Origin of the sequence: Trichormus variabilis 0441 (assembly GCF_009856605.1) — a bacterium.
Classification (GTDB): Bacteria; Cyanobacteriota; Cyanobacteriia; order Cyanobacteriales; family Nostocaceae; genus Trichormus; species Trichormus variabilis.
The window spans coordinates 4523573-4548817 of the sequence record NZ_CP047242.1 but is presented as its reverse complement, the minus strand read 5'-3'; the positions used below and the strand labels follow the sequence as shown (position 1 = coordinate 4548817).

Annotated in this window: 22 protein-coding genes and 1 other RNA gene; 10 read left to right on the top strand and 13 right to left on the bottom strand. The window is 41.6% G+C overall.

Annotation, left to right across the window (positions count from 1 at the left end; genetic code table 11):
- Nucleotides 1–85: 85 nt before the first annotated feature.
- From GSQ19_RS18770 to GSQ19_RS18755, 4 genes are all read left to right on the top strand, one after another.
- Entirely contained in the window at nt 86–649 is a 564-nt protein-coding gene (locus GSQ19_RS18770) for a F0F1 ATP synthase subunit B (RefSeq protein ID WP_011319380.1), read from the top strand.
- Nucleotides 646–1197: an ATP synthase F1 subunit delta gene (gene atpH, locus GSQ19_RS18765; protein ID WP_011319379.1), complete on the top strand. Its 552-nt coding sequence runs from the start codon at nt 646–648 to the stop codon at nt 1195–1197. Before GSQ19_RS18770 ends, atpH begins: the two co-directional genes overlap by 4 nt.
- Nucleotides 1198–1360: 163 nt before the next feature.
- Nucleotides 1361–2881, top strand: a complete 1521-nt coding sequence (atpA, locus tag GSQ19_RS18760; RefSeq protein WP_011319378.1) for a F0F1 ATP synthase subunit alpha — start codon at nt 1361–1363, stop codon at nt 2879–2881.
- Between the two features lie 88 nt (nt 2882–2969).
- Complete coding sequence (locus tag GSQ19_RS18755) at nt 2970–3917, top strand: F0F1 ATP synthase subunit gamma (RefSeq protein WP_011319377.1); 948 nt, start codon at nt 2970–2972, stop codon at nt 3915–3917.
- A gap of 107 nt (nt 3918–4024) precedes the next feature.
- On the opposite strand, the gene GSQ19_RS18750 is transcribed toward GSQ19_RS18755, so the two are convergent.
- A complete protein-coding gene (locus GSQ19_RS18750) occupies nt 4025–4600 on the bottom strand; it encodes a Uma2 family endonuclease (RefSeq protein ID WP_041456792.1) in 576 nt (191 codons plus the stop codon).
- A 95-nt stretch (nt 4601–4695) separates the two neighbouring features.
- On the opposite strand from GSQ19_RS18750, the gene ssrA reads away from it, so the two are divergent.
- The 4 genes from ssrA to GSQ19_RS18730 all read left to right on the top strand — a co-directional run bounded on the left by ssrA (nt 4696) and on the right by GSQ19_RS18730 (nt 9015).
- Nucleotides 4696–5085: a transfer-messenger RNA gene (gene ssrA, locus GSQ19_RS18745) on the top strand.
- A 1110-nt stretch (nt 5086–6195) separates the two neighbouring features.
- The gene (locus GSQ19_RS18740; RefSeq protein ID WP_011319375.1) at nt 6196–6933 is read left to right on the top strand and encodes a hypothetical protein; all 738 of its coding nucleotides are present in this window, start codon (nt 6196–6198) and stop codon (nt 6931–6933) included.
- A 62-nt stretch (nt 6934–6995) separates the two neighbouring features.
- Complete coding sequence (locus GSQ19_RS18735; protein ID WP_011319374.1) at nt 6996–8225, top strand: hypothetical protein; 1230 nt, start codon at nt 6996–6998, stop codon at nt 8223–8225.
- 397 nt (nt 8226–8622) lie between these two features.
- Entirely contained in the window at nt 8623–9015 is a 393-nt protein-coding gene (locus tag GSQ19_RS18730) for a carboxymuconolactone decarboxylase family protein (RefSeq protein ID WP_011319373.1), read from the top strand.
- Nucleotides 9016–9064: 49 nt separating this feature from the next.
- Here the strand turns inward: GSQ19_RS18730 and GSQ19_RS18725 are convergent, their stop codons facing one another.
- The gene (locus GSQ19_RS18725) at nt 9065–9685 is read right to left on the bottom strand and encodes a class I SAM-dependent methyltransferase (protein ID WP_011319372.1); all 621 of its coding nucleotides are present in this window, start codon (nt 9683–9685) and stop codon (nt 9065–9067) included.
- A 159-nt stretch (nt 9686–9844) separates the two neighbouring features.
- Here GSQ19_RS18725 and GSQ19_RS18720 point away from each other — a divergent pair, with 159 nt between their 5' ends.
- Nucleotides 9845–10300, top strand: a complete 456-nt coding sequence (locus GSQ19_RS18720; protein WP_011319371.1) for a DUF1392 domain-containing protein — start codon at nt 9845–9847, stop codon at nt 10298–10300.
- A 3-nt stretch (nt 10301–10303) separates the two neighbouring features.
- Here the strand turns inward: GSQ19_RS18720 and GSQ19_RS18715 are convergent, their stop codons facing one another.
- The 6 genes from GSQ19_RS18715 to GSQ19_RS18690 all read right to left on the bottom strand — a co-directional run bounded on the left by GSQ19_RS18715 (nt 10304) and on the right by GSQ19_RS18690 (nt 16041).
- Entirely contained in the window at nt 10304–11242 is a 939-nt protein-coding gene (locus tag GSQ19_RS18715; RefSeq protein WP_011319370.1) for an ABC transporter permease, read from the bottom strand.
- A 134-nt stretch (nt 11243–11376) separates the two neighbouring features.
- Complete coding sequence (locus tag GSQ19_RS18710) at nt 11377–12429, bottom strand: ABC transporter permease (protein ID WP_011319369.1); 1053 nt, start codon at nt 12427–12429, stop codon at nt 11377–11379.
- A 24-nt stretch (nt 12430–12453) separates the two neighbouring features.
- Nucleotides 12454–13119: a DUF1877 family protein gene (locus GSQ19_RS18705; protein ID WP_011319368.1), complete on the bottom strand. Its 666-nt coding sequence runs from the start codon at nt 13117–13119 to the stop codon at nt 12454–12456.
- Nucleotides 13119–13298 carry a hypothetical protein gene (locus GSQ19_RS18700; protein WP_011319367.1) on the bottom strand — a complete coding sequence of 60 codons (180 nt, stop codon included), beginning with the start codon at nt 13296–13298 and terminating at the stop codon, nt 13119–13121. The genes GSQ19_RS18705 and GSQ19_RS18700 overlap by 1 nt, the downstream gene beginning before the upstream one ends.
- Nucleotides 13299–13515: 217 nt before the next feature.
- The gene (locus GSQ19_RS18695) at nt 13516–14991 is read right to left on the bottom strand and encodes an ABC transporter ATP-binding protein (RefSeq protein WP_011319366.1); all 1476 of its coding nucleotides are present in this window, start codon (nt 14989–14991) and stop codon (nt 13516–13518) included.
- The gene (locus GSQ19_RS18690; RefSeq protein ID WP_011319365.1) at nt 14992–16041 is read right to left on the bottom strand and encodes a BMP family protein; all 1050 of its coding nucleotides are present in this window, start codon (nt 16039–16041) and stop codon (nt 14992–14994) included.
- A gap of 111 nt (nt 16042–16152) precedes the next feature.
- Between GSQ19_RS18690 and hetI the strand changes: the two genes are divergently transcribed.
- Nucleotides 16153–16866 (top strand): 4'-phosphopantetheinyl transferase HetI, encoded by a 714-nt coding sequence (gene hetI / locus GSQ19_RS18685; protein ID WP_011319364.1) that lies wholly within the window; start codon nt 16153–16155, stop codon nt 16864–16866.
- 36 nt (nt 16867–16902) lie between these two features.
- Here the strand turns inward: hetI and GSQ19_RS18680 are convergent, their stop codons facing one another.
- The 5 genes from GSQ19_RS18680 to GSQ19_RS18660 all read right to left on the bottom strand — a co-directional run bounded on the left by GSQ19_RS18680 (nt 16903) and on the right by GSQ19_RS18660 (nt 25180).
- Nucleotides 16903–17766, bottom strand: coding sequence for an SDR family NAD(P)-dependent oxidoreductase (locus tag GSQ19_RS18680; protein ID WP_011319363.1), 864 nt, complete (start codon nt 17764–17766; stop codon nt 16903–16905).
- A 367-nt stretch (nt 17767–18133) separates the two neighbouring features.
- On the bottom strand, nt 18134–18343 hold the full coding sequence (locus GSQ19_RS18675; protein ID WP_153228365.1) for a hypothetical protein: 210 nt from the start codon (nt 18341–18343) through the stop codon (nt 18134–18136).
- A complete protein-coding gene (locus tag GSQ19_RS18670; protein WP_011319362.1) occupies nt 18340–19860 on the bottom strand; it encodes a thioester reductase domain-containing protein in 1521 nt (506 codons plus the stop codon). The genes GSQ19_RS18675 and GSQ19_RS18670 overlap by 4 nt, the downstream gene beginning before the upstream one ends.
- 200 nt (nt 19861–20060) lie before the next feature.
- Complete coding sequence (locus GSQ19_RS18665; RefSeq protein ID WP_011319361.1) at nt 20061–21719, bottom strand: PfaD family polyunsaturated fatty acid/polyketide biosynthesis protein; 1659 nt, start codon at nt 21717–21719, stop codon at nt 20061–20063.
- 131 nt (nt 21720–21850) lie between these two features.
- Nucleotides 21851–25180: a PfaB family protein gene (locus tag GSQ19_RS18660; RefSeq protein WP_011319360.1), complete on the bottom strand. Its 3330-nt coding sequence runs from the start codon at nt 25178–25180 to the stop codon at nt 21851–21853.
- Between the last annotated feature and the right edge of the window lie 65 nt (nt 25181–25245).

Sequence of the window (25245 nt, the reverse complement as noted above, 5' to 3'; positions counted from 1 at the left end):
TTGGTCATTAGTCATTAGTCAAAAGAGAAAATGACGAGGGGCGAATGACACAAACCTTTGGCAGCGCAGTTGTGGATGAAAAATCATGGGGACTTTTTTACTGTTGATGGCGGAAGCCAGCGCCGTTGGAGGTGAATTGGCAGAAGGTGGGGCGGAAGGTGGTTTTGGTTTAAATACCAATATTCTCGACACCAACCTGATTAACCTGGCCATTATTATTACTGTGCTGTTTGTCTTTGGACGGAAGGTTCTGGGTAATACCCTGAAAACTCGCCGCGAAAACATTGAAACAGCAATTAAGAATGCAGAACAACGTGCCGCAGATGCAGCCAAGCAACTGAAAGAGGCGCAACAAAAACTAGAGCAAGCACAAGCAGAAGCTGAGAGAATCAAAAAATCAGCCCAAGACAATGCTCAAACCGCAGGTCAAGCCATCCTCGCCCAAGCTGCTGTAGATATTGAACGCTTACAAGAAGCAGGGGCAGCAGACTTGAATGCAGAACTAGATAGAGCGATCGCTCAGTTGCGGCAGCGAGTAGTTGCTTTGGCATTGCAAAAAGTCGAGTCGGAACTGCAAGGCGGCATTGCTGACGATGCTCAAAAGATTTTAATTGACCGTAGCATCGCACAATTGGGAGGCGAAGTATGACAAGTAAAGTAGCAAACACTGAGGTAGCTCAACCTTACGCTCAGGCACTGTTGTCAATCGCCAAATCGAAAAGCTTGACGGAAGAGTTCGGCACAGATGCGCGTACTTTGCTGAACCTGCTGGCAGAAAATCAGCAGCTACGCAACTTTATCGACAACCCCTTTATTGCAGCTGAGAACAAAAAAGCTCTCATCAAACAAATATTGAGTGAAGCTAGCCCTTACCTACGTAACTTCTTACTGTTGTTGGTAGATAAACGACGCATTTTCTTCTTGGAAGAGATTTTACAGCAGTATTTGGCTCTCTTACGGCAACTGAATCAAACCGTATTAGCGGAAGTCACTTCTGCTGTGGCTTTAACAGAAGATCAACAGCAAGCAGTTAAAGAAAAGGTATTGGCACTCACCAAAGCTCGTCAAGTGGAACTGGCAACCAAGGTAGACAGTGACCTGATTGGTGGTGTGATCATTAAAGTAGGCTCTCAGGTAATTGACTCTAGTATCCGGGGTCAGTTGCGTCGCCTCTCCTTGCGCCTAAGCAATAGCTAGAAAGTTCAGAGGTTAAAGTTAGCGGTTTCACATCAGGCACTTGACAATTAAAGTTGTTTGTGATCTGTGGTTAACTCTTAACACCTCAAACTAAATGCAGACGCGATATTATTTCTCGCGTCTATTAAATATCTTCCGTCTCGCAAGAAAAAAAGATACACACATGAGCATTTCAATTAGACCTGACGAAATCAGCAGTATTATTCAGCAGCAAATCGAGCAATACGACCAAGAAGTCAAAGTTGCTAACGTCGGTACTGTACTACAAGTAGGTGACGGTATCGCCCGGATCTATGGTCTAGAAAAGGCTATGGCTGGGGAACTGTTGGAATTTGAAGACGGCACAGTTGGTATCGCCCAAAACTTAGAAGAAGATAACGTTGGTGCGGTATTGATGGGCGAAGGCCGGGAAATTCAAGAAGGTAGCACCGTTACCGCTACCGGTAGAATTGCTCAAATCGGTGTTGGTGAAGCCTTAATTGGCCGCGTTGTCGATGCTTTAGGTCGTGCTATTGACGGTAAAGGCGACATCAAAGCCAGCGAAAGCCGCTTGATTGAATCACCTGCACCTGGTATTATTGCTCGTCGTTCCGTACACGAACCGATGCAAACAGGTATCACCGCGATTGACTCCATGATTCCCATCGGCCGTGGTCAACGGGAATTAATTATTGGTGACCGTCAAACAGGTAAAACTGCGATCGCTATCGACACCATCATTAACCAAAAAGGTGAAGATGTAGTTTGCGTTTACGTTGCCATTGGTCAAAAAGCTTCCACCGTTGCTAACGTAGTCCAAACCCTGCAAGAAAAAGGTGCAATGGATTACACAGTAGTAGTTGCTGCTGGAGCCAGCGAACCTGCTACCCTACAATTCTTGGCTCCCTACACAGGTGCAACCATTGCTGAGTACTTCATGTACAAAGGCAAAGCTACCTTGGTAATTTACGACGACTTATCTAAGCAAGCTCAAGCTTATCGCCAAATGTCCTTGCTGTTACGTCGTCCACCAGGACGGGAAGCTTACCCTGGAGACGTATTCTACATTCACTCTCGTTTGTTGGAAAGAGCAGCTAAACTCAGCGATGAATTGGGTAAAGGTAGCATGACCGCGCTACCAATCATCGAAACCCAAGCTGGTGACGTTTCCGCTTACATTCCTACCAACGTAATTTCTATCACCGACGGTCAGATATTCTTATCTTCTGACTTGTTTAACGCTGGTATTCGTCCGGCTGTAAACCCTGGTATCTCTGTATCCCGTGTGGGTTCTGCGGCACAAACCAAAGCGATGAAAAAAGTTGCTGGTAAAATCAAACTGGAACTAGCACAGTTTGACGACCTCCAAGCCTTCGCGCAATTTGCTTCCGACTTAGATAAAGCTACCCAAGACCAATTGGCAAGAGGTCAACGCCTGCGGGAACTCCTCAAACAGTCTCAAAATCAGCCCCTATCCGTAGCTGAACAAGTAGCCATTCTGTACGCAGGTATCAACGGTTACTTAGATGATATCCCTGTTGATAAAGTCACCACCTTCACCAAAGGCTTGAGAGATTACTTGAAGTCTGGCGTTAACCCCTACTTCCAAGACGTACAATCCAAGAAAACACTGGGTGATGATGAAGAAAAAGCATTGAAGGCAGCTTTAGACGATTACAAAAAAACCTTCAAGGCTACAGCGTAATTAGTCATTAGTCATTGGTCAGTGGTCAGTAGTAATACACACTGACAACTGACAACTGACAACTGACAACTGACAATCAACAAATATTATGCCTAATCTCAAATCAATACGCGATCGCATTCAGTCGGTCAAAAACACCAAGAAAATCACAGAAGCCATGCGGCTGGTAGCGGCGGCGCGTGTACGTCGCGCCCAAGAACAAGTAATTGCTACCCGTCCCTTTGCTGACCGTTTGGCACAAGTATTATACGGCTTGCAAACTCGTCTGCGCTTTGAAGATGTAGACTTACCACTACTGAAAAAACGGGAAGTTAAATCAGTAGGCTTGCTAGTTATTTCTGGCGATCGCGGTTTGTGCGGCGGTTACAATACTAACGTCATCCGTCGTGCCGAAAACCGTGCCAAAGAACTCAAGAAAGAAGGTCTAGACTACACATTTGTCATTGTTGGGCGCAAAGCTGAACAATATTTTAGACGGCGTGAGCAACCAATTGACGCTAGTTATACTGGCTTAGAGCAAATCCCCACTGCCGAAGAAGCTAATAAAATAGCTGACGAATTGCTGTCTTTATTCCTCTCAGAAAAAGTAGACCGCATCGAGTTAGTTTACACCCGCTTCGTCTCCTTGGTTAGCTCTCGTCCCGTCATCCAAACCTTGCTACCCCTTGACACTCAAGGTTTAGAAGCAGCCGATGACGAAATCTTCCGTCTGACAACTCGTGGCGGTCAATTTGAAGTGGAACGGCAAACGGTGACAACTCAAGCTCGTCCCTTGCCCCGCGACATGATTTTTGAACAAGACCCAGTACAGATTCTTGATTCACTCTTGCCCTTGTATTTAAGCAACCAGTTATTACGGGCGCTGCAAGAATCAGCCGCCAGTGAACTAGCTGCACGGATGACAGCCATGAGCAACGCCAGCGATAACGCCGGTGAATTAATCAAGTCTCTTTCACTGTCCTACAACAAAGCCCGTCAAGCCGCCATTACTCAAGAACTGCTTGAGGTCGTTGGTGGTGCAGAAGCGTTGACTTAGGAAAAAGCCAATTGTTAACTGTAATAAATAGCTAATTGCTGGTGACTTTAAATCTAGCGATTAGCTATTTTTGCTTTTGAGAAAGACAAAGTTAACTCCTACCATGCCTAACTTCGTGATACAAACAGACGCGCTACTTCACAGGTAAAGTTAGGCAGCAACGGCGACGTGATCACATCATCCACCAGCAAAGTTGTCGCCAATTTTAATTGAGCATAGTCTCGTCTATAAACTTCAATTCTTTGAGCAATGCGATCAACAATCCAATATTCCTGCACTCCCTGAACCGAATACAGTTTCAATTTAGCTAATCGATCGCGGTCTTCATTAGCTTTTCCTAAAGATAAAACTTCCACTACCAGTTCCGGCGCTCCGCGAAAATGTCCCGCTTCATCTTGAATTTGAGCCAACCGTTCATAACTCACCCACACTACATCAGGAGCTACATTATCGGAGTCAGAGAAAATTAGTCCTGGCATAATGGATGGTTCTCCCAAACCACTATCTATCGACCAAGAGTTTAGCACCGAAAAGATACATCCAATTACGTGCTGATGTTTATGGTGGGGCGATCGCGTCACAAACAATTCTCCATCAATAATTTCATAACGAATCCACTCGTTATCAGGTAAAGCTGCCACATCTTGAATAGTCCAGCGAACGCCGTCTTTAGTCTGACTCATGACAGTTAAGGGTGTAGAAGGAGAGTTTAATATTTCTTTGTCATCTTGTAACACATTTTTTCCACAGAGAACTATAATAAGAATATAAAGTACATGGGTCCGTAACGGTTTCGACAGGTTGGCGAACGCTACTCTGTGATTCAGGTCGAGAGTGAGTCTCCTCTCGCAAATCAAGGCTCAAAACAAAAGTAAATGCGAATAACATCGTAAAATTTGCTCGTAAGGACGCTCTAGTAGCTGCCTAATTAGCCTCTTACAGGTTCGAGCGTCTTCGGTTTGACTCCGTTAAGGACTGAAGACCAACCCCCAACGGATGCTCTAGCAAGTGTTCTCTGGTTGGCTTGCTAGCTAAGATTTAATCAGAGCATCCTACGTTCGGGATAATGAACGATTCCCGCCTTGAGGGTCAGAAAGGCTAAACCTGTGAATGAGCGGGGGGTCAATACCCAATTTGGACAGCAGTTCGACTCTGCTCGGATCCACTAACCATAAATATAGTTAACAAGTCCACTTCCTATGAGGTGGACTTTGTGATTTATGGATAGATTTGTGTAAATGATAATTACAGTCATAGAACCCCGACTTTTTTGAAAAAGTCGGGGTTATGAACATTCGATAGATGCTGCCAACTGTCAACAGCCCTCATGATGGATTGTGCAACTTAAGAGCAGAACAGCTTATTGATGAGGTGTCCGTGAATACTTATGACTTTAACACTTCTTCACAATTTTACATAATTATATAAGTATATACTTATCAATATAAATATAGCAACGTTAATTTGCACTTGTATCTGCGTTGTTTAAAGGAATCAAGTTATTTAGTGTGCAATTTTTAAAGTTGTATATGCTACTCTTATGTTCTTACTTTCTGATGGTAGAATTACTGCACACATACAAAATCAATGTTTTGATCTTACCTGAAAATGTTAAAACTAAATGACGTAGAGGTATTACCTACAACAACAAAAAAATGTTCCAGACTAACTGCAAATGCTCCTAGTATTCATCAACAGTCTCATTAATTGGCGGAATACGGAGTTAAGATTGCATAAATTAAGGTATGATTCTGAATTAGTTTCTTCGATAATCAAGTAACATTTTAAAAAATGTTACATACTTATTGTAAAGCTAAAAATCTTGTTATAACTGCAACAAGTTAAATTAGGAGCAAAAGTATCATAAATTACATAAACGTAATTTATAATCTGTATCATAACTAAAAAACGCTATTAGCACCGACAAAAAAGCTCAATACAGTAAATAGTTTTAGGACATATTAGGGAGGGGTTCAAATTCTAGATAAATGTAGCAAATTCTCTAATTAATAGCAAAAACTTAAGTATAAGCTTATTTTTTCAAACAATTAACAAAGTCATGGTGTATGACTTTGAACATATAACCTGCCTATAAAAGGAGATATATTTACTCTCAATAATCAAGATTGATCTCTAATACCTTCTAGATTTATCTATATAAAGTAGCGATATCCGGAATAATACATAAATAATTTACATATAGTAAATCTACCTAATGGTTGATAGTGAGTAAATCAAATAAATTTAACTTTCTTTGTACCACACCCATAAAATTTCCATGTTGTTTACAAATCAGTCTATTAACATTTCAAATAAGGAAATAAAAATGATGAAACCCATTATTTTTTTGTCTCAACTACTTACCTTGTCGGCATTAGCTTTCGTGTCTATTCCTAATGTTGCAATTGCACAAGACACTCAAGCATCTCCTCAGCCACAAGCTGCACAGAAAATTTGTGCCTCAGATCCAGTCGAAAGTTTGCTACCTCCATTACCTGGACAAAAAAGAGGTAATGATTCTGCACTGTCTTATCTTGCGGCTCAAGGTTTTACACAGAGTGAAGAAGGCTCTTGGGTATGCTATGTGAATGACTCTAAAAAAGAGGGGCGTTACTATACCTTATTTAAAGTTCAAGAAGTTAACGGCAAACTCATTGGTAGTTCTTTTTTGGATGGTGGTACTCTCACGACTGGACAGGATAGCCGGAGTCTAGATTTCTTTATGACTCTCATTGCAAACCATACAAATATCAATCCAGAAAATCGTCAAAGTATACGTAGATATCTAGAAGCCTTTATTGAGCTAGTAGAGGAAGGCAAAATACAACCTTCTCGTCGTGGTTTTGTCTTTGACCAACCCAACCGTGCGTTAGTTATTTATCACAAACTCACTACCGGAGAACTCCAAGGTACTGCTATTACCCTCAATATTCAAGTGCCGAAGAGTGTGAGTTCTGGCTCCCTAAAAAATGCACTGCCAGTATCTCCAAAAGGAACTTTAAAACCCAATCAATAAATACTCACCCCTCAAAAGCAGTTGTTGTACTTAGTTAGTTTTGTGTCATTTACCAAGCATATATGAAGTTTGTTAAAAATATTGTCATATTGCTGTCATCTTTGGCAGCAGTATTAACTGTATGCGAGAACGCAAATGCAGGCCAAGGAAGTTTAAATGTTGGTGCAAAGATTCCACCAGGACAAGAACGTCAACTACTCCAATATCAGCTCCAGAATGACGCTAAAGGTCTACGTCAGATCAGAGTTATTCCCGAATGTTCCGTAGGATTTGCTTTAGGCTGTAACAAAACTGGAACGATTCTTGAGCAAGTAATTCAGTCTAATGGCGGCCCTACCTATCAGCAGATGTTAATGCGAGCAGCTGGTGGGGAAGACAACTATCGCAAGTTTTCTCAGTTTTATGGCTACAATCCCAACCCATACGCCTCTGTTTGGAGAAAATTTGATAGAGAAATATTAGATTCTGTTCAATATAGTTCTGGTTCTAAACTGAGTTCTAATCCTGTAGCAGGCTTAAGAGATGTAACTAAAAACTTTCTATTAGCACCTCTTTCAGGATCTGATCCTCGTAGTGGATTCATAAACCTGAAGATTAGCTACGTCAACACTCTTTTACAAGAAGCATCAAAAATACCTAACTTAGAGCAAGAAATTCGTCAGCTTGGCTTAGATTCAAAAATGACGGAATTTTATGTCAATAACCTTGAAAGAGGGTTAAATGCTTTACGTTCAGGAAACAATAGAGAAATCCAGGAGACGAGTTTAAGAATACTCTCTCATCCATATACTTCCATATCAACAGGTCAACCGTATGCGCGGGAACCCCAAACTTTAGTAGCTTTTTCTGAAGAGGGAGCAACAATTCCTGGTGGCATTTTAAATGAGACGCTAGCAACACCAGGAGGGCTGGAAGTTATCGAGGGAGAAGGACTTGGGGGTGGAGAATTTCTTGTAACTTCTGCTGGAGGTTCGCCTAGCTTATTACCATTAGGATTATTAGCTATTGTTCCTCTTCTTGCCTTATTACTCAGTGGAGGTGATTCATCCAGTTCCTCACCTCCTGGAACATCGGGTTTCCCGACTCCGCCAACTAATCCTCCTACTAATGTATGTGATTTTGTCAATCCTGGTGGAAACCCGAACGGAGGAGTTTGTGAAACCCCCATTACTCAACCCCCAACAGAAGTGACAAGGGTAGTAGAACCATCGACTATGAAAGCTATTCTGTTGTTGACTTTGATATGTTGTTTAGTCCGCTATAAACAGAGGTGCGCTCAGACAAAACTTTGAATAGATTAATGGAGAAACTTGCAAGATATAGTTTTTAATCCATTCCTAGAAAAACTTTAATGGTCACTATAAGAGGTTATTTCTAAAGTAAAGATAAAATTTCTATAGCATCGGTTTATATGACGGTGCGTTAGGGTAGAGCCATAACACACTCTAATTAATGTTTACTTTATAAATAGTTACTAATTTAGGATGACTAGACTAAATAGCCGTGATGAACTGGGTGCTTTATCAGACTTGACCTCAGTTATTTTGAATAAAAATCTCTCAGCGATGAACTGAGAGATTTTGCCTTTTATTACTTTTCACATGAATATATCCCACCCTTACAGGATATCTATACTTTTAAAATTGAGTGTGCCAAAATGCCTAATTGTGATTTGTCTGTCAAAATAATATGACTAAGCTGATTGAATACGAAGATGCAGGCGACGAAGTAAAGGCCATATACGACGACATCCGCGCTACTCGTCAGACGGAGTATATCAACAACTTCTGGAAAGCCATAGCCAACCATCCTCCCACCTTAAAAAGAACATGGGAAAGCATCAAAGAGGTTATGGCTAGTCCTGGTGAACTTGACCCCTTGGTACGTGAACTAATTTACATTGCGGTGAGCGTCACTAATGGCTGTGACTATTGTATTTCTTCCCATTCAGCAGCAGCGCGTGGGAAGGGGATGAATGATGCTATGTTTGGTGAACTCTTGGCAATTATTGCTACGGCTAACACAACTAATCGCCTCGCTAATGGCTACCAAATTCCTGTAGATGAGATATTTAAGACTTAAATTAGATCAAGGAAATCAACTCATAAAATTGATTTCCTTGATCATGAATTTATATTGCTTTTTTAGTCGCACATCCTTTGTAAAAATGTGCCATCAAATCAGGAAAATTCTCAGGTGTAAAGCGTTTTAGCTCTACATGGTTAAAACTTTTTTCTACTAATTTTTGAATATTTCGATTTAGATGACACCCATCTGCCAAGATTTTCTGAATTGGGGTTAGGCGATTCTGCCAGACTTGTACATTAGGCTTATTACTCAGTCCATGTTCTAGAAAAAAGAACTTACCACCTGGTTTTAGTACCCGATAAACTTCCTGTAGGGCTTGTTCTACATTGGCAATACTGCATAAAGTCCAAGTGCTGACCACACTATCAAAAGTATTATCTGCCATAGGAAGATTTTCGCCTGATAGCAGGAGTTGTTGAACTTTAATCCCAGAGTCATCAATACGCTTTTGTGCGAGGGTATTCATCCCAGGATTCACGTCAACCGTGGTGATTTCGTGAATATGTGAAGGATAGTAAGCCAAGTTTAATCCAGTGCCAAAACCGATTTCTAGTACTTCTCCTGTTACGTCTGTTAGTAGTTCCTGACGATATGTAGCTAGGGTGGGATCAGACAAGCTCCAGTCTAAAAGACGCGGTAAAATGACTTGCGAATAAAAACCCATAATTTTCATCCCTCCATAATTCGATTCTTTGCTGTTGGGCTAACAAAGTTATTGATTGGGGTGTGGTCTCTGTTGTCTTATTTTAAACAGATGGGAATTATGTTCCGGATATTACTCGTGTAAACGAGTCTATGTATAAAAATAGAACCGAAAAGCATCATGATGAATCAGATTACGACTTTAGAGTCTTGTTGGCATATTTCTCCTGCTTGGGGTGCAATCATACCTCCATTGGCTGTTCAAATCAGAGAAGAGGTATTGTTAAGCCCTGATTTATCAGGCTATTGCTGCGGCGTTCATTGGGAAGAGGAAGAGTGGATTTATGCAATAGTTTGTCATAACAAAACTCTTTATTTACGAAGTGGTGAATTTTCACCAACAGGTGTACTCAAAAGTCAAATTGTTTCTGGGCAGGCTTTTCAATTAGGCGATGTGGTTGAGGTTGATTTTAGTGAACAGCCAAATCAGCGTATTATTCAAGGGGTTTTCAGTTTAAAACAAAATTGGCTTTATGCTGTGGAATGGCGATCGCCTATTTTGGAAGAAACTACATCAGCTCAAAGTAGACTGATATGGTTGGCTGATATTGATTTGGTCGGTGTGAAGGTATGCTAGTTGTTAAATATCTTGGGAATGTTCTGGTGAGTAAGTAACACCGTTACCTTGGGGAGGTTTAGATTTACCAGCTAATCCCACTAAGGCAAAGAAGGCGATCGCATAGGGTAACATGGCAAGAAACTGATAAGGGATGTTTGCACCCAAGGCTTGAATGCGTAATTGCAAAGCTTCTGTAGCGCCAAATAAAAAGCAAGCTAGAGTAATACCTAAAGGATGCCACCTACCAAAAATTAAAGCAGCGATCGCAATAAATCCTTTACCTGCACTCATATTTTCGGTGAAAAATTTTATCTGCACTAAGGTAAGATAAGCACCACCTAAACTGGCTAGACAACCACTGATAAATACAGCCGCATATTGCACTTTTGATACTGACACACCAGCCGTTGCAGCTGCTTTGGGATATTCCCCTACTGCCCGTAAAGTTAAGCCAAGGCTAGTATGAAATAAAATATAATTACTGACAATCACTGAAATTATTAGTAAATATACGAAAATATCTTGTTGAAATAATAAAGCTCCAAGTATGGGTATATTTGCTAGGCCAGGAATAATAATAGGCTCAATTCCTGGTAATCTTTGGGTGCTACTACCATGAAATACTAACCGCGCTAAAAATGATGTCAACCCGGCCGCTACCAGATTAATTGCTAGTCCTGAGACTAGTTGATTGACGTATAATGTTACACATAAAAAAGCGTGGAGTAAACCGACTAATCCCCCAGCAATTAAAGCACAGAAGACACCTATCCAAGGATTGCCTGTGTAAAGTGTGGTAACTGCACTGGTAAAAGCACCAGTTAATAACATCCCTTCTAGGGCAATATTGAGTACTCCTGAACGTTCTGAGTACATTCCGCCAAGGGCTGCAAATGCTAGGGGTATGGCTAGGTTGACACTAGCAATGAGGTAATCGGAGAGGAAGTTAAGGTGATTCATGGTTTTTAAACGCAGCGAAAAGTTCTGTTCGCGTAGCGTCTCCGTTAGGAGAAGGAGGGTTTCCCTCCGTAGGAAACTTTTCAAGACAGAGTATCGCTAAGGGAAGCGCGGAGGAAGGCTGAGAATTTTTAGGGTTAAATCTCCGCGTTACTTTGCGTTTTGATTTGTGTTTCTACGGCGAGGCTGATGGCGATGAATAGGACGGTGAATCCTTGGATGGCGTAAACTACGGTGACGGGAACACCTGCGCTACGTTGCATGACGTTTGCACCACTACGCAAAGCGGCGAAAAATAAAGCAGTTAGGACTACACCGTTAATACTACCGCGACTTAAGAAGGCGATCGCAATGGCATCAAATCCGTAGCCAGGGGAAACTTGTTCAAATAGGCGATATTTCAACCCCATAACTTCCGATGCACCCGCCAAGCCTGCTAAACCACCGGCTAAGGACATTACTAGCATGATGGTGTTTTTGACGGAAATTCGGGCATAATGGGCGGCTGTGGGGTTAAAACCAACGGCGGAAATTTGGTATCCTAGAGGCGATCGCCCTAGTAACACCCATAGTAGTCCGGCAGTGAGTAAAGCTAGTAAGATACCTGCATGGGCTAGACTTTGGGGTAGGATGATGGGCAATTGTGCAGATTTAGCAATCAATGGCGAATAGGGACTAGGTGCGCCTGGTGCTTTTAAGGGGTTCTGCACCAAGTAGCTGATTAAATTTATGGCAATGTAATTTAGTAATAGGGTGGTGATAACTTCATTGACTCCCCCCACGGCTTTGAGATAGCCGGGTATCCAACCCCAAACCGCACCAAATCCAAAACCTGCGACAAGTGCTAGAGGAATGTGGATGATAGCAGGTAATCCTTGCACATATAACCCAACTAAAGTGCTACCCAACGCACCAAGGTAAATTTGTCCTTCGCCACCGATATTAAATTGACTAGCCTTTAATGCTATTAAGACACCTAAACTGGTGAATAAGAGGGGTGTCATTTTGGTGAGGGTGTTACCAAAGCCGAAGTAAGTAGAAAGGGATTCTTGGAATAAAGCTGTGTAGGCGGTGATGGGATTTGCCCCAGCAAGTAGGATGAGGATAGCACCGACGATGAGAGCAGAGATAATTGCAATTAGCGGTGATAGGATTGGTAACAGGAGTTGAAAGCGTTTATTTGTGATCATGATGCGATGATTACCAATATTTATCTAGCTGAAGTGCAGAAACATTGCATTTCCTTTCTCAGCCGCATCTTGGTAATATCTCACAAGTGGGTTATATGCGTATTCATATAAATGATGATAGCTATCTTCTTCTAAACTTCTAAATTGTAATCTCTTTCTAATAGTTTCAATAGAAAAATTGGATAAAGCATCGGCTATTTTTCTGACCTCATCATCATTAAAGTATAATAATGGATAGTCACGCTCATAATGTTCGATTCCATTACTGCCAATTACAGCCCTAATTAAAGGAAGATTATCTTCGGGATTTTGACTAACGACTAATTTAGATAAATATAATGGTTGATCGTAAAAGTCATATCCCGTAAGTAAAAATATTAGTGGCTGCCACATTTTATCTAAGTCTAAATATTCACCTTTGCCTTCATTAATAATTAAAGTAATATCGTCTTTAATTTTTTCAAATTCTTCCGTTTTATCTTTTTTGAATTTATCTATTCCCTCTTGTACAAAATTAATTGCCTCATGAAACCACTCAATATCATCACGTTCAATTATTGAAAAATTTTGCCAAAATGATGAATCCTCTAAGTATTTTGCATCTAAAAACAAACCTGATAAATCAGGATATTTTTTGATTTTTTCCAATACGTATGGAGATACCTGTTTTAGATTTAATGTAATTCCCATTAGATGTTATTTGCCTGAATCGCTGTAATTTCGTCAGCAGTTAAAGTTACAACCTTCCCATCTTGCATAATACTAATCAATTGACCAAGCTTGCGATGTCGTTCTATGGCTGCGGCAATTGCAGCTTTAACTCCAACATCAATTTTACTATGTAAATTTTTCATTTCTTCTTCAGTCATTTTCTACCTCTGTAATTCGATTCCAAGTTTCATTTACATAGATTATAGGCTGCTGATTAATGATGCGTTCTGCAACGAAAACAGGTGATGAACTTGAATTGTTATGTATCATCCAACCATTGCACAAAGGTAAATATAGAGAAATTAAATTTACTCTCCCTCTCTCGTAGCGTCTCCGGAACTGTTTGCACCACCGATGATGTACAGACTTGGCATTTTATTCTCTGCGTGTTCCCCCAGCCATCAATAAACCAATTTCTTCTATTATCGCCGTCTGTGCATCCAAAATAGCGACAAACTTACCTCTGTAGATTACAGCAATGCGATCGCTCATTGCCATGACTTCTTCTAACTCAGTAGAAATATACAATATTGCCGCACCGCGATCGCGTTCTGTTAACAAACGGGAATGAACTGCACTTGTCGCCCCAACATCTAAGCCCCGTGTGGGTTGCATCGCTACAATTAAATCTGGTTTTCCCGCCAGTTCTCGCGCTAAAACTACCTTCTGTTGATTGCCCCCCGATAGTTGACTTACCTGGATATCTTCCCCAGTCGCCCGGATATCAAATTCCTGCATTGCAACTTGGGCATGATGTTTAATTACTGATGATTTCAATAAGAAATGCCGACAGAAAGGTATTTTTTTAAAAACATTTAAAATTAAATTTTGGGCAATAGTAAACTGTAACACCAGTCCCATTTTTTGCCTATCTTCAGGGATATATCCTATTTTTTGTTGAGGAGAGGAGCTATTAAGTTGAATTGTACCATTGAGGATGCCTCTTAAATTGGCGATCGCATCAGCTAATTCTCGCTGTCCATTCCCATCTACACCAGCAATTCCCAAAATTTCCCCAGCCAGCAATTGAAAGGAAACATTGTGGACAGCAAGAATACCTCTATCATCAGCAACTTGCAAATTTTCTACCGACAGTATGACTTTTCCAGGTACAAATGCAGACTTATTGACTTGTAAAACTACTTCCCGTCCTACCATCAATTCTGCTAATTTTTGAGGAGTCATATCTTTAGTTGTCGTTGTCGCCACAACTTTACCTCGCCGCAACACTGTGACGGTATCGCAGAGATTGATTACTTCTTCTAACTTATGACTAATAAAAATAATCGTATTACCAGCCGCCGCCAATTGTCGCAGGATATTAATTAATGATTCTACTTCTGTGGGTGTAAGCACAGCTGTTGGTTCATCGAGAATTAATAGTTTAGCTTGACGATATAAAACTTTGAGAATTTCTACTCGCTGTTGTGTGCCTACAGGTAAATCCTCTACTTTAGCTGTGGGGTCAATTTCTAATCCATAAGCTTGGGATAAAGCTGCAATTTCTTGTTGTTTTTGTCGCAGATTTAAACGCCAACTATTTTCCCTACCCAAGATAATATTTTCAGTTACAGTTAACTGTGGCACAAGCATGAAGTGTTGATATATCATACCTATGCCGAGTTTTATGGCTTGATTTGGCGAAGTAATTTTGACTGGCTGATCTTGTAAATATATTTCTCCTGCATCAGGCTGATATAGACCACCAATAATATTCATTAAAGTGGTTTTACCAGCACCATTTTCACCTAGAATTCCATGAATTTTACCAGCATCAACACTCAAGCTGATATTATCATTAGCAATAAATGAATTAAATCGTTTACTAATATTTTCTAAACGTAAATACATTTAGGCTTTTTTGATACAACGTGTATTTTTACCAGCTTCCTGACAAGTTACAAAGGTGATTGTCTGATCGACAATTTCCTGTTTTATTTTTAAAGTATTTTGTTTTATAGTTTCCGGCACTGCTACGCCAAATTTACCTAAAGATAATATATCTTCTCGTTCCAAACCGATAGTATATATCTGCCCTTTCAGTTGTTTTTGCTGGGCGAGTTCCGCTAAATAAGCTATAGCTATATCTAAGCGTTTAACTACACTGGTTAACACTGCTTTGGGGGCAATATCTAACTGGTCTTTGGTATTCCCAAAAGCATAAACACCCTTATCGCTAGCTGTTTGTAAAACTGCGGGTGAGGCGCTATCAAACCATTGATAAATGACATCAACCCCAGAGGAGATTAAAGCTAGTGTCGCTTCTTTTGCCTTAGCAACATCACTCCAATCGCCCGTAAATGTAGAGATAACTTGTATCTTGGGGTTAACGGATTTTGCTCCTAATTCAAATCCTCTTAGTTCTTCCTGTGTGGCGGGAAATTCTTGTCCAGCAATATAAGCTAATTTATTAGATTTAGTTACAGACGCGCCAATAATGCCACATAAATAACTACCTTGCAAGTGGTCGATTCGCAAAGAGGCGATATTTTCTGCTTTGGTATTACCATTTACACCCACAAAAAATGTATTGGGAAATTGCGGCGCGACTTGTTCTATCGCTGCATCAAATTGTCCACCGTGGGCGAATATAAGATTATAACCCTTACGGGCAAAGTCTGTTAATGCTTCTGTTTGGTCAGTTTGGGCGACTTGTTCCACATAGGCGACTTCTGCATTGAGCTTTTGTTTAGCTAAGTTTAGTCCTTCATAGCCAGACTGATTCCAAGCTTGGTCTGTGATTGCACCAGGTAGGGCGATCGCTATTTTAAACTTTTCCTGTCCACTACTAGCCGTTGGCGTAGAAGTTTGATTACTACTGCAAGCTTTTAGTAATAGAGTAGTAGTAAAAGTAGCTGCACCATATGATACAAATTTACGCCGGCTAAAGTCTTGCTGCATATACTGCCTTTCGAGGTGTAGTCATTTTAGTAACTTAATATAAGTCTCTACGACAAAAGTTTAATAAAAATCTTATATTAATAATTGCATTCATTTATTTTTAATTGTTAATTGTTGCAGCATACTTGGCTACCAAAACCCCCAAATTTAACCTTATTATCAGATGAAGTTCATCTCTGGCGCATTCCCCTTGACCGACCAGAATCACAACTACAGCATTTAGCAGCCACTTTATCTAGTGACGAATTAGCCCGTGCAAACAGATTTTATTTTCCCGAACATCGCCAGCGTTTTACTGCTGGTCGTGGTATTCTCCGCAGTATTTTGGGACTTTATTTGGGGGTGGAACCAAAGCAAGTTAAATTTGAATATGAATCCCGTGGTAAACCAGTATTAGGCGATCGCTTTGCCGACAGTGGTTTATTATTTAACTTGTCACACTCCCAGAATTTGGGTTTGTGTGCAGTCAATTACACGCGTCAAATCGGCATCGATTTAGAATATCTCCGCCCCACATCTGATTTAGAATCCCTTGCCAAAAGGTTCTTTTTACCGCGAGAATATGAATTATTGCGATCGCTACCCGATGAGCAAAAACAAAAAATTTTCTTTCGTTACTGGACTTGTAAAGAGGCTTATCTTAAAGCAACGGGTGACGGCATCGCTAAATTAGAAGAAATTGAAATAGCACTAACTCCCACAGAACCAGCTAAGTTACAGACAACTCCAGCGTGGAGTCTCCTAGAGCTAGTGCCAGATGATAATTGTGTTGCTGCTGTTGCCGTGGCGGGTTTTGGCTGGCAGCCAAAATTCTGGCAGTATTGATATAATCAAAACCTCATTCCCTAAGCAACTGCGGTGTCATGAGCGATGAGACTCGACAGCTACATAGCCGTCTTTGACTCTATTTTCAGCTCGTTTTTGATTGAAATCCACTACCCCCAACCAACGATAAATTCTATCCACCGAAGTGGGAGAAATTTGCCCTATAGCCAACATGAATTTTGTCAAACTTTCCGTGATGGGATTTTGATTGACAACAACTTCAGATGTTTTCTTTTTAATAGCTTTGACGACGGCATTTGCTACACTTTTGGGCGTAGAAATACCTGCTAACTTGGGCGCAGAGACACGAGTATCAACAGTCATCCCAGTTTGCGAGACATAGCCTGGACAAACCACCGAAATGTTGACACCAGTACCAACTAATTCCTGACGCATCGCATCAGTCCACATAATCAAACCTGCTTTGCTAGCTGAGTAAACGCTGTTGAAAGCAACGCCCTTTTTACCAGCTAAAGAAGCAATATTGACAATTCGACCACTACCGCGTTCCATCATGCTGGGTAGTAACAAACGTGTTAATTCCATAACAGCCAATAGATTAGTGTTGAATATTGATTGAATTTCCGCTAGAGAATAATTCGCAAAAGCTGCGTTAATTTCTATGCCAGCATTGTTAATCAAGACATCAATAGGGCCGACAATATCTTGAGCCTGCTGGACAAGAGCCGATAATTGTGATATGTTCCTCACATCAAAAGGAATAGCGATCGCTTTACCACCCGCAGCCTTAACTACATTACAGGTTTGAGCTAATCCTGATTGAGAACGAGAAACACAAACTACCGTTGCCTGTTCTTTCGCCAAAGCACGAGCAATGTAGACACCAAGACCGCGTGAAGCGCCGGTTAACAGTACTGTCTTACCTGTAAGAGTTGTCATTGTAACCTGCTAGTCTCCAAATTCTGAGCCGCAGGATTTACGCATCGATATCTTGGGTAAACTCTGTGTAGCCTAATTTAGACATGACCACAGATATTTGAAACCATCAAACTACCCACCCATCCACAACTAAATGCGATAAAGACAGCTACACTTCAAACTCGCTCATAGAACTTACGCGCGTAGACTGCACTTGTTTGGCAAAAACTAGGATAACTCACTCATAACAGTGTTGATCGCCTATGTTGCAGAACAGGCATTCATTTATTTAAGCTAGGGATTTGTTCAATGAGGTTTAACCTGAATTCAACTCCATTTATAGCATTTATTTAAGGGGGGTAGTGTTATTGATAAACCTTATTTAATATCATGCAACAGGAAAAACCCAGTTTTTCTGAGAAACTGGGTTACACGCATGAAATAAACCATCTGTAGAGACGCGATGAATCGCGTCTTCACCCGATTCATGAGCCAGCGCGTTGCGGAGGACAGTTGCGTGGGCGGGTTTCCCGACTTGAGCGAACTGTCCGTTGGGGTTCCCCCCGTTGTAGCGACTGGCATCGCGTCTTCTCCTCAAGCCAAGGTCAAGAACCCAGTTTGAATCAAGTAAGCTGTGTAAGTCATGAATAATTTGCCATCAATCGGTGGGCAACCAATAGAAGTACCAGCTAGGGCTTTGAGGGTGTCTTGACAGCTAATGTGGGGTCTTCTGGCTTTGAGGTACAAATCAGGGATAGTGAGTTGTTCATCAGACCAGCGTTCTAGGAGGAAAGGACGCAAGGTGTATAAGGGATTATCTACAGAAGTGGCATTTGCAATTAACTCTGCTTGCCATTCTTCGTAGGGAAGGGTTTTAATCTCGTAGCCAAATGAACGTACCCAGTCAACTAAGACACTTAAAGATACTGGTTCTGGGTGTTGTAGGTGGAAAGCTTTACCTAGCGATTCCTTTTGCATCGATAGATGCACAATCGCTTTGCTGACATAATCTACAGGAGACATATCTAGCATATACTCTACATCGGGAAAGCATTTCATTTGCAAACAACCCTTAACCATCAAATTGATAAAGTCGTGGGTGTTACCGATACCAGTGGCACTATCTCCACCAATTAAGGGTGGTCTATGGATAGTAACAGGTAAACCGCGATCGCTCGCAATCTTCACCAACTTTTCTGCCACCCATTTGGTTTGGGAATAACCAAGGAAAATCCCTTCCCAATGGCTAAAATCATCACTTTCCTTGACTACCTTACCAGCATAGACAGGTGATTCAAACACCGCCACACTAGAAACATAATGCACCGGCTTAACTTTAATTTGGCAAGCCAATCGTAAAACCTCTTGAGTTCCCAATACATTCGCCGCCTTCAAAGCTGAGTAAGGGAAAACATAATTCAACAATGCGCCACTATGATAAATAGTGTCAATTTCCGCCGCCAAAGTCTGGAACTGTGTGGAACTTAAACCCAAAAGTGGTTCCGCTAAATCACCAACAACAGGAATAATTCTCGACGCATATTCTTCCTGCCAAATCGCGTAACCTTCCAGATTAGTTTGGATTTTTGCTTTACCAGCTTGGGCATCAGCAGCGCGTACCAAACAATATACATCAGCCTGAGTTTGCTGTAGCAGTTCCCGAATTAAGAAAGCGCCTAAAAACCCAGTCCCCCCAGTCAGAAATACTTTCTTAGGTTGAGTTACCGGAAAATCAACCGGGATAGCACCACCAGGATGAATTGTGGGGTCAAGAACCACCTCAGCTTGTAAGTCGAGGACTGGTGTACCATTGCTGTGGCTAGCAGTAGCAGAATCTGTATCTTGTTCCTCTGATTGTTCTGCCAACTCTTCAGCTAAACGTTCAGACAATGACTCAATAGTAGGGTAATGCCACAACAATAAAGGTGAAGGTTGAAATCCCAACAATTGCTCTAGTTTACTAACTAGAACCATTGCCTGTGCCGAATCTAAACCATAGCTTTCTAAATTGACAGTAGCATCGATTTCATCACCATCCACCCCCAACAATTCAGCTAGATTAGCTATCATCCAAGCTTGAATATCTGCTGCACTATAATTTTGTTTTAGACTCATTATGAAATCTCCGAATTATTTAGTAAGTCAAGTTGTCGATTTATAATCTTGGTAATTGGTAATTGGTCATTGGTAATTGGTGGTTTACCATGAATCTTTCAACTATTACCCATTACCATTCGGACTTCAGCGTGAGAACTACTTCGACTCTTCGACAAGCCCACAGCCCATTACCATTAACCATCACCCATTACCCATTCCTAGTAACGAACCGGATGATATTGACAGTAGTAATCGGGAATTTGCATTCCTTGAATTTTCAAACTTTGAATGCGATATAAGAATGCCGCACCAGTCATAATATGATGAGCCACATCCACAACCCGCCGATTATTTGCTTCTGCCAAATAAGAACCGCGCACCCAGTCATTAAACCCGCCCATTGCCGGGCCGCACCAAATTTGATAATCTACTTCTCTCCCTTTTTCTCCAGCACTAGACCAACGAGAAGACAAACCTAAATACCAACGGAAAATCAACGCCATTTTTAATTTAGGATTATTAACTGCCTTACCCAATTTCTCAGGATTTCTCTGAGATAAATAAGCCGCAGTTCCTTCCCAAACCTCAGCAATTGTCTTGCGAAAAACTTGTTTTTCTAACTTCTCTCTTTCTGCTGGAGGAATCGCTTCAATCGAGTCATAAGTGCGGTATAGTTCATACAATTTTTGCGCCCGCATAGCAAACATTGTCCCCCGTTTGAGGACTTGTAATTTCACTCCCATTTCAAACATATCGGCGGCGGGAGCCATAATTACATCAGCCATTTCCGCTTGCGCTAATAATTGCTTGGTATGGTCACAAGCACCCGATTCAATACAAGCTTGATTCACCGAACCAGTCACCACATAAGCAGCACCCATGATAAAAGCTGCTAATGCTGATTCTGGTGTGGCAATTCCTCCGGCTGCACCGACTCTAATAGGTTGCGAGTAATTATATTGTCTTTGAATTTCATCCCGCAAAGCAATAATAGAAGGCAGCAAGCAAACTAAGGGACGATTATCTGTATGACCGCCAGAATCAGCTTCTACAGTAATATCATCCGCCATCGGTACATTAGCAGCCAGCTTGGCTTGCAACTCCGTAATTAAACCTTGTTCCAGCAGTTCTTTAATAATTCTGGCTGGTGCAGGCTGCATAAACTTACTCGCAACTTCCCGGCGAGAAATTTTGGCAATGACTTTATTTTTAATTTGAATTTGATTGGCATCATTTAAACTTAACCCCGCCACCCGATAATAAACAATGTTGGCGGTTAAATCTAAAAATGCTGAAGCTTCTACAGTTGTTACCTCATATTTGAGGTATAAATCCACTGCCCGGCGTTCAATCGCCATATCGTTGGGGCTGTGAATTAAATTGAAGGCATAGGGGCCGTGAGGTAGCGCTTGTTGAATGCGATTAATAGCTACTTCTAAACGTTCTGGAGGTAAACCACCTGCACCAAAAGAACCGAGAATTTTTTCTCTACCTAAAGCAATGACCATTTCCTCAGAAGCAATACCACCAGCCATCGCTCCAGTCATATAGGCAGATTGTACGCCGTAAAAAGAGAGAAAATTGGGGTCACCTAATTGTTGAATGCGGATAGATGGTAGAGATGTTAAAAGTTCTACTTGTCCTGGTGTCCCAAGTTCGGCCGCAGATAAATAACCGTCATTTGTGAGACCAATCTTGCCAGCAACCTTCACAATATAACAAGGTTTATCTAAAGCCAGTAATTTATTTTTTATGGCTGTGTGGTCAAAAGATATGCAGTCTAAAGAACCTTTCCAAGCTAGATTTTGATATGAGGTATAAGCTAAAAAGCCTAAGCCATTATCATATTTATTTATCAACGCATCAACAGTGGTCACGGTCGTTCCCTCGCACGATTAGCAATGAATTACTACCTATTGGTAATGGGTAATGGGTAATAGGTAATGGGGGGTAGAGAATGACCAATTATCTATTACCAAATCCCCCTCAAACTAAAACTCTTACTAAACTAGTTACCGTCTTCCTGCAATAAATCTTCGGCACAAACCATTTGTAATTGAATAATTTCGCTCATTTGCTGACTAAAATCTTGTCTGGCTTTTAAGAAGGCTGTGTGATTTTGCGTTATTTGCAGATTATTCGCATTCAGTTTTTGATACTGAGCCTTATTTAAATCCAACATATTGATGATGGTGGCAAATTCGATATCGGTGGTGGTATTGGAGAGAAAATCTGACGGTTTGGCTGGTTGAGTTGCAGTTAACTCAGACGATTTTAATGGTTCTTCTGGCTTTAAACCGTGTTCAATGATATTTTCTGCGGAAAATGGTTTTGGCTTTGGTAGACTTTTTTGATGAGATAAATACGTTGAATTAATACCTAAAGCATTACCAGAGGGTGCTATATTTTGTTGCTTTTTCTCCCTAATTTCTGCAAATAGCTGGAGGTTTTCTGGACTCAAGATTTTGCCACTGATGGAGTCACCACCGACGGTTATCTTCCGCAGTGTGACTTTATTTAAGTTGCTAGTTTCAATCACTGGGCTGTACAGTGGTGACAAATCCACATTCACCCGATGACTGACAAGTTTAGCTAAAGCTTTCACGAAAGAAGTATGGTCATCAATTCCTCGACGATTGAGGGAAACGGTGATGTGTTCTTTGTCTTCTAAAATTTTGTCAATCCAACGAGAACAAACACTACCAGGGCCAGCCTCAATAAAGATTTTTGCCCCGTCGTCGTAGATGCGGTTTACTAATTTGGGAAAATCCAGTTCTTGGGATAACCCAGTCGCCAGACTTTTAGCCACAACTCCAGTCTCCAGTTTTATAGGTTGATACTCCGCCGCAGAGTAGAAGGTGATATCAGCAATATCTTGGACTGGTAAGCTATTTAATTGCACAAACTCATCATACTCCGATCGCATGGCCTGACAATGAATTACATGATCAAAGGGCGCTGTGAAAGAATTACAGCCAATGGTTTTAATCACCCTTTGACAAGCTGCTGGGTCACCGGCAATTAATACCTCTTCCGGTGTATTAATTTGCGTCAGATAAACACGGGGTTCGTTTCGGATAGCATCCCGCACTTGGACAGGACTAGCCATCAGCACATAATTACCCCATAAATTATCACCTGAAGCCGTAGCAGCTTTTGGTAATCCCCAATACTCACGCACCGAATTTTTCGGCCCGGATAACCTATCACCAAATAAAGTTGATGAGTTAAAAGAGTTACTAACTTCCGAAAAATTGCTCCAAATCCCTTGAGCAACCATCATACTGGTTTCACCCAAGCTGTAGCCAAACACATATTTGGGGTGGACTTGAAAATCATCCCGAATAATTGTCGTCAGCAATCTGGTGCAGAAAATTTCTGCTTCAAACATCGCTAGGGAATCGCTCAAGAGTTTTTTCTCTAGCTGTTCTAACTGCCTAGTAGATAACTTACTTAAGCTTCTGGGGAAAACTAAGCGTTCAATATCCGCAGCCCGTTTGTAGAGGCTCTTAACAAAAGAATTATCGTGGAGTTTGGGAAAGAGGCGGAAAAGATTGCGCCCGATACCTATATAAGAATTAACCGCCGCCGGATACACGTAAGCCACTTCACCCTTTTTACCCAAGGGTTGGGCTGTGAAATAACTACCTACAGGGGTTTGCCAATCTGTACCCTTATCAAAAGCTGTGTTAATACCTTTCCGTGCCGATTCGATTTCTCGGAGGAGTTCTTTTTTGTTCCGCCCCGTAATTGATACCGCGTAGTTAGCTTGTGATTGCTGCTGGAAAGTAGTAAAAGCCAGGCTAGCACTACGAGAAAAATCAGCACTCTCAGCAATACTCTTTTGCAGCTTATCCAAAGCCTCTAAAAGGCTTGTCCGGTCATCACCAGCCACCGGGAACAGCAAAAAGGGCATCTGTTCCAAATACTGATTCGGGCGTTCGGCTTGATTAGTTTCTTCCGACAAGATGACATGGGCATAACTACCATCACACCCCATACCATTAATCGCCGCAATACGTCGGGAGGCGTTCTTGCTGAGAAACCAAGGTCTAGATTCTGTAACTACATAGAAGGGGCTACCCTCAAATGCTTGGGGAGTCTTCACACCAGACCAGTTAGGAGTAGCCGGGATATATCTGTAATACAAACACAGAGCAGTTTTAATTAAACTGGCAATTCCCGAAGCCACAAAAGTATGACCAATGTTCGCTTTGACACTGCCAATTGCACAGTGCAAACCATCACCCACCGATGGATAAGCCTGAACTAAACCAGCGATTTCTGCCTCATCTTCCTGGGGAATCCCACTAGCGCAAACCTCCACATACTTGACTTGCTCAGGTGGCACACCCGCCATCTTTAAGGCTTGCTGACAGGCTTGGTTAACACTGCCCCCATAGACTTTGGTGTGGGATTGCCCAATACTAATAGCATCAATTACAGCATAAATGCGATCGCCATTTTCTATCGCTTGCTGATGACGCTTGAGAACAACAGCACCCGCCCCTTCTCCCACCGTCCAACCATTGGCTTTTTGGTCATAGCTGAGAGTATTAGCGCCAGTATTAATTGGTGCGGTTTGACTACGTAATAATACGTTTTCCACACCGCCAGCCAAATCTACCGCACCCACAACCACTGCATCCACTTCTTGAGTCATCAACAGCATTTGGGCAACTTCCACCGCCTTAAAAGCCGAACTTTCTACAGCCGTAAGGGTGAAAGAAGGGCCGGTGAAATTCCACAAAGAGGAAATCCGACTAGCCATGATATTGGTGATGTAGCTCAAATACTCACCAATTTCTACCTGATGGTGAACACTGTCTTTAACAATACTTTCCAGTTGGGAAACTTGGGTTGATGGTAAGGTAATTTCCGCCGCATTCAAACCATCTTTAACTTGCCAAGATGAATCCCACCGTTGCTGTAGCTTGTGTACAGACAATTCGGCTTCAGCCGCAATAATCACAGCTACATTGCCACCTTCAGGAATTTTCGCATCTTTCAGGGCGCGATCGGCCACTGTCAACAGTAGCAATTGTTGAGGGTTGAGTTTTTCGACTTCGTTAGGAGGAATCTTATAAGCGAGAGTGTCTAAATCAAAGTCTTTGATATAAGCACCTACAGGGGCTTTACCATCAGTTAAACCATACTCTTGCAGTAAGTCTTTCTGCTCGTCAATACCGTACCATCTTTTCGGCGGTAGGGTAATGAAATGCTGCTTACCATCATAAATACTGCGTTCAAAAGCATCTAAGCCATTGCACTCACCAAAGAAGGCATCCATACCTACAATGGCGATTTTTGCTGTGTTGTTATTTTCTGCTGCAAACATCACTTTACTATTAGCCTGTCAAGGTTGAATTGATAGAAGAAAGGCAGGAGGCAGAAGTGAGTAGA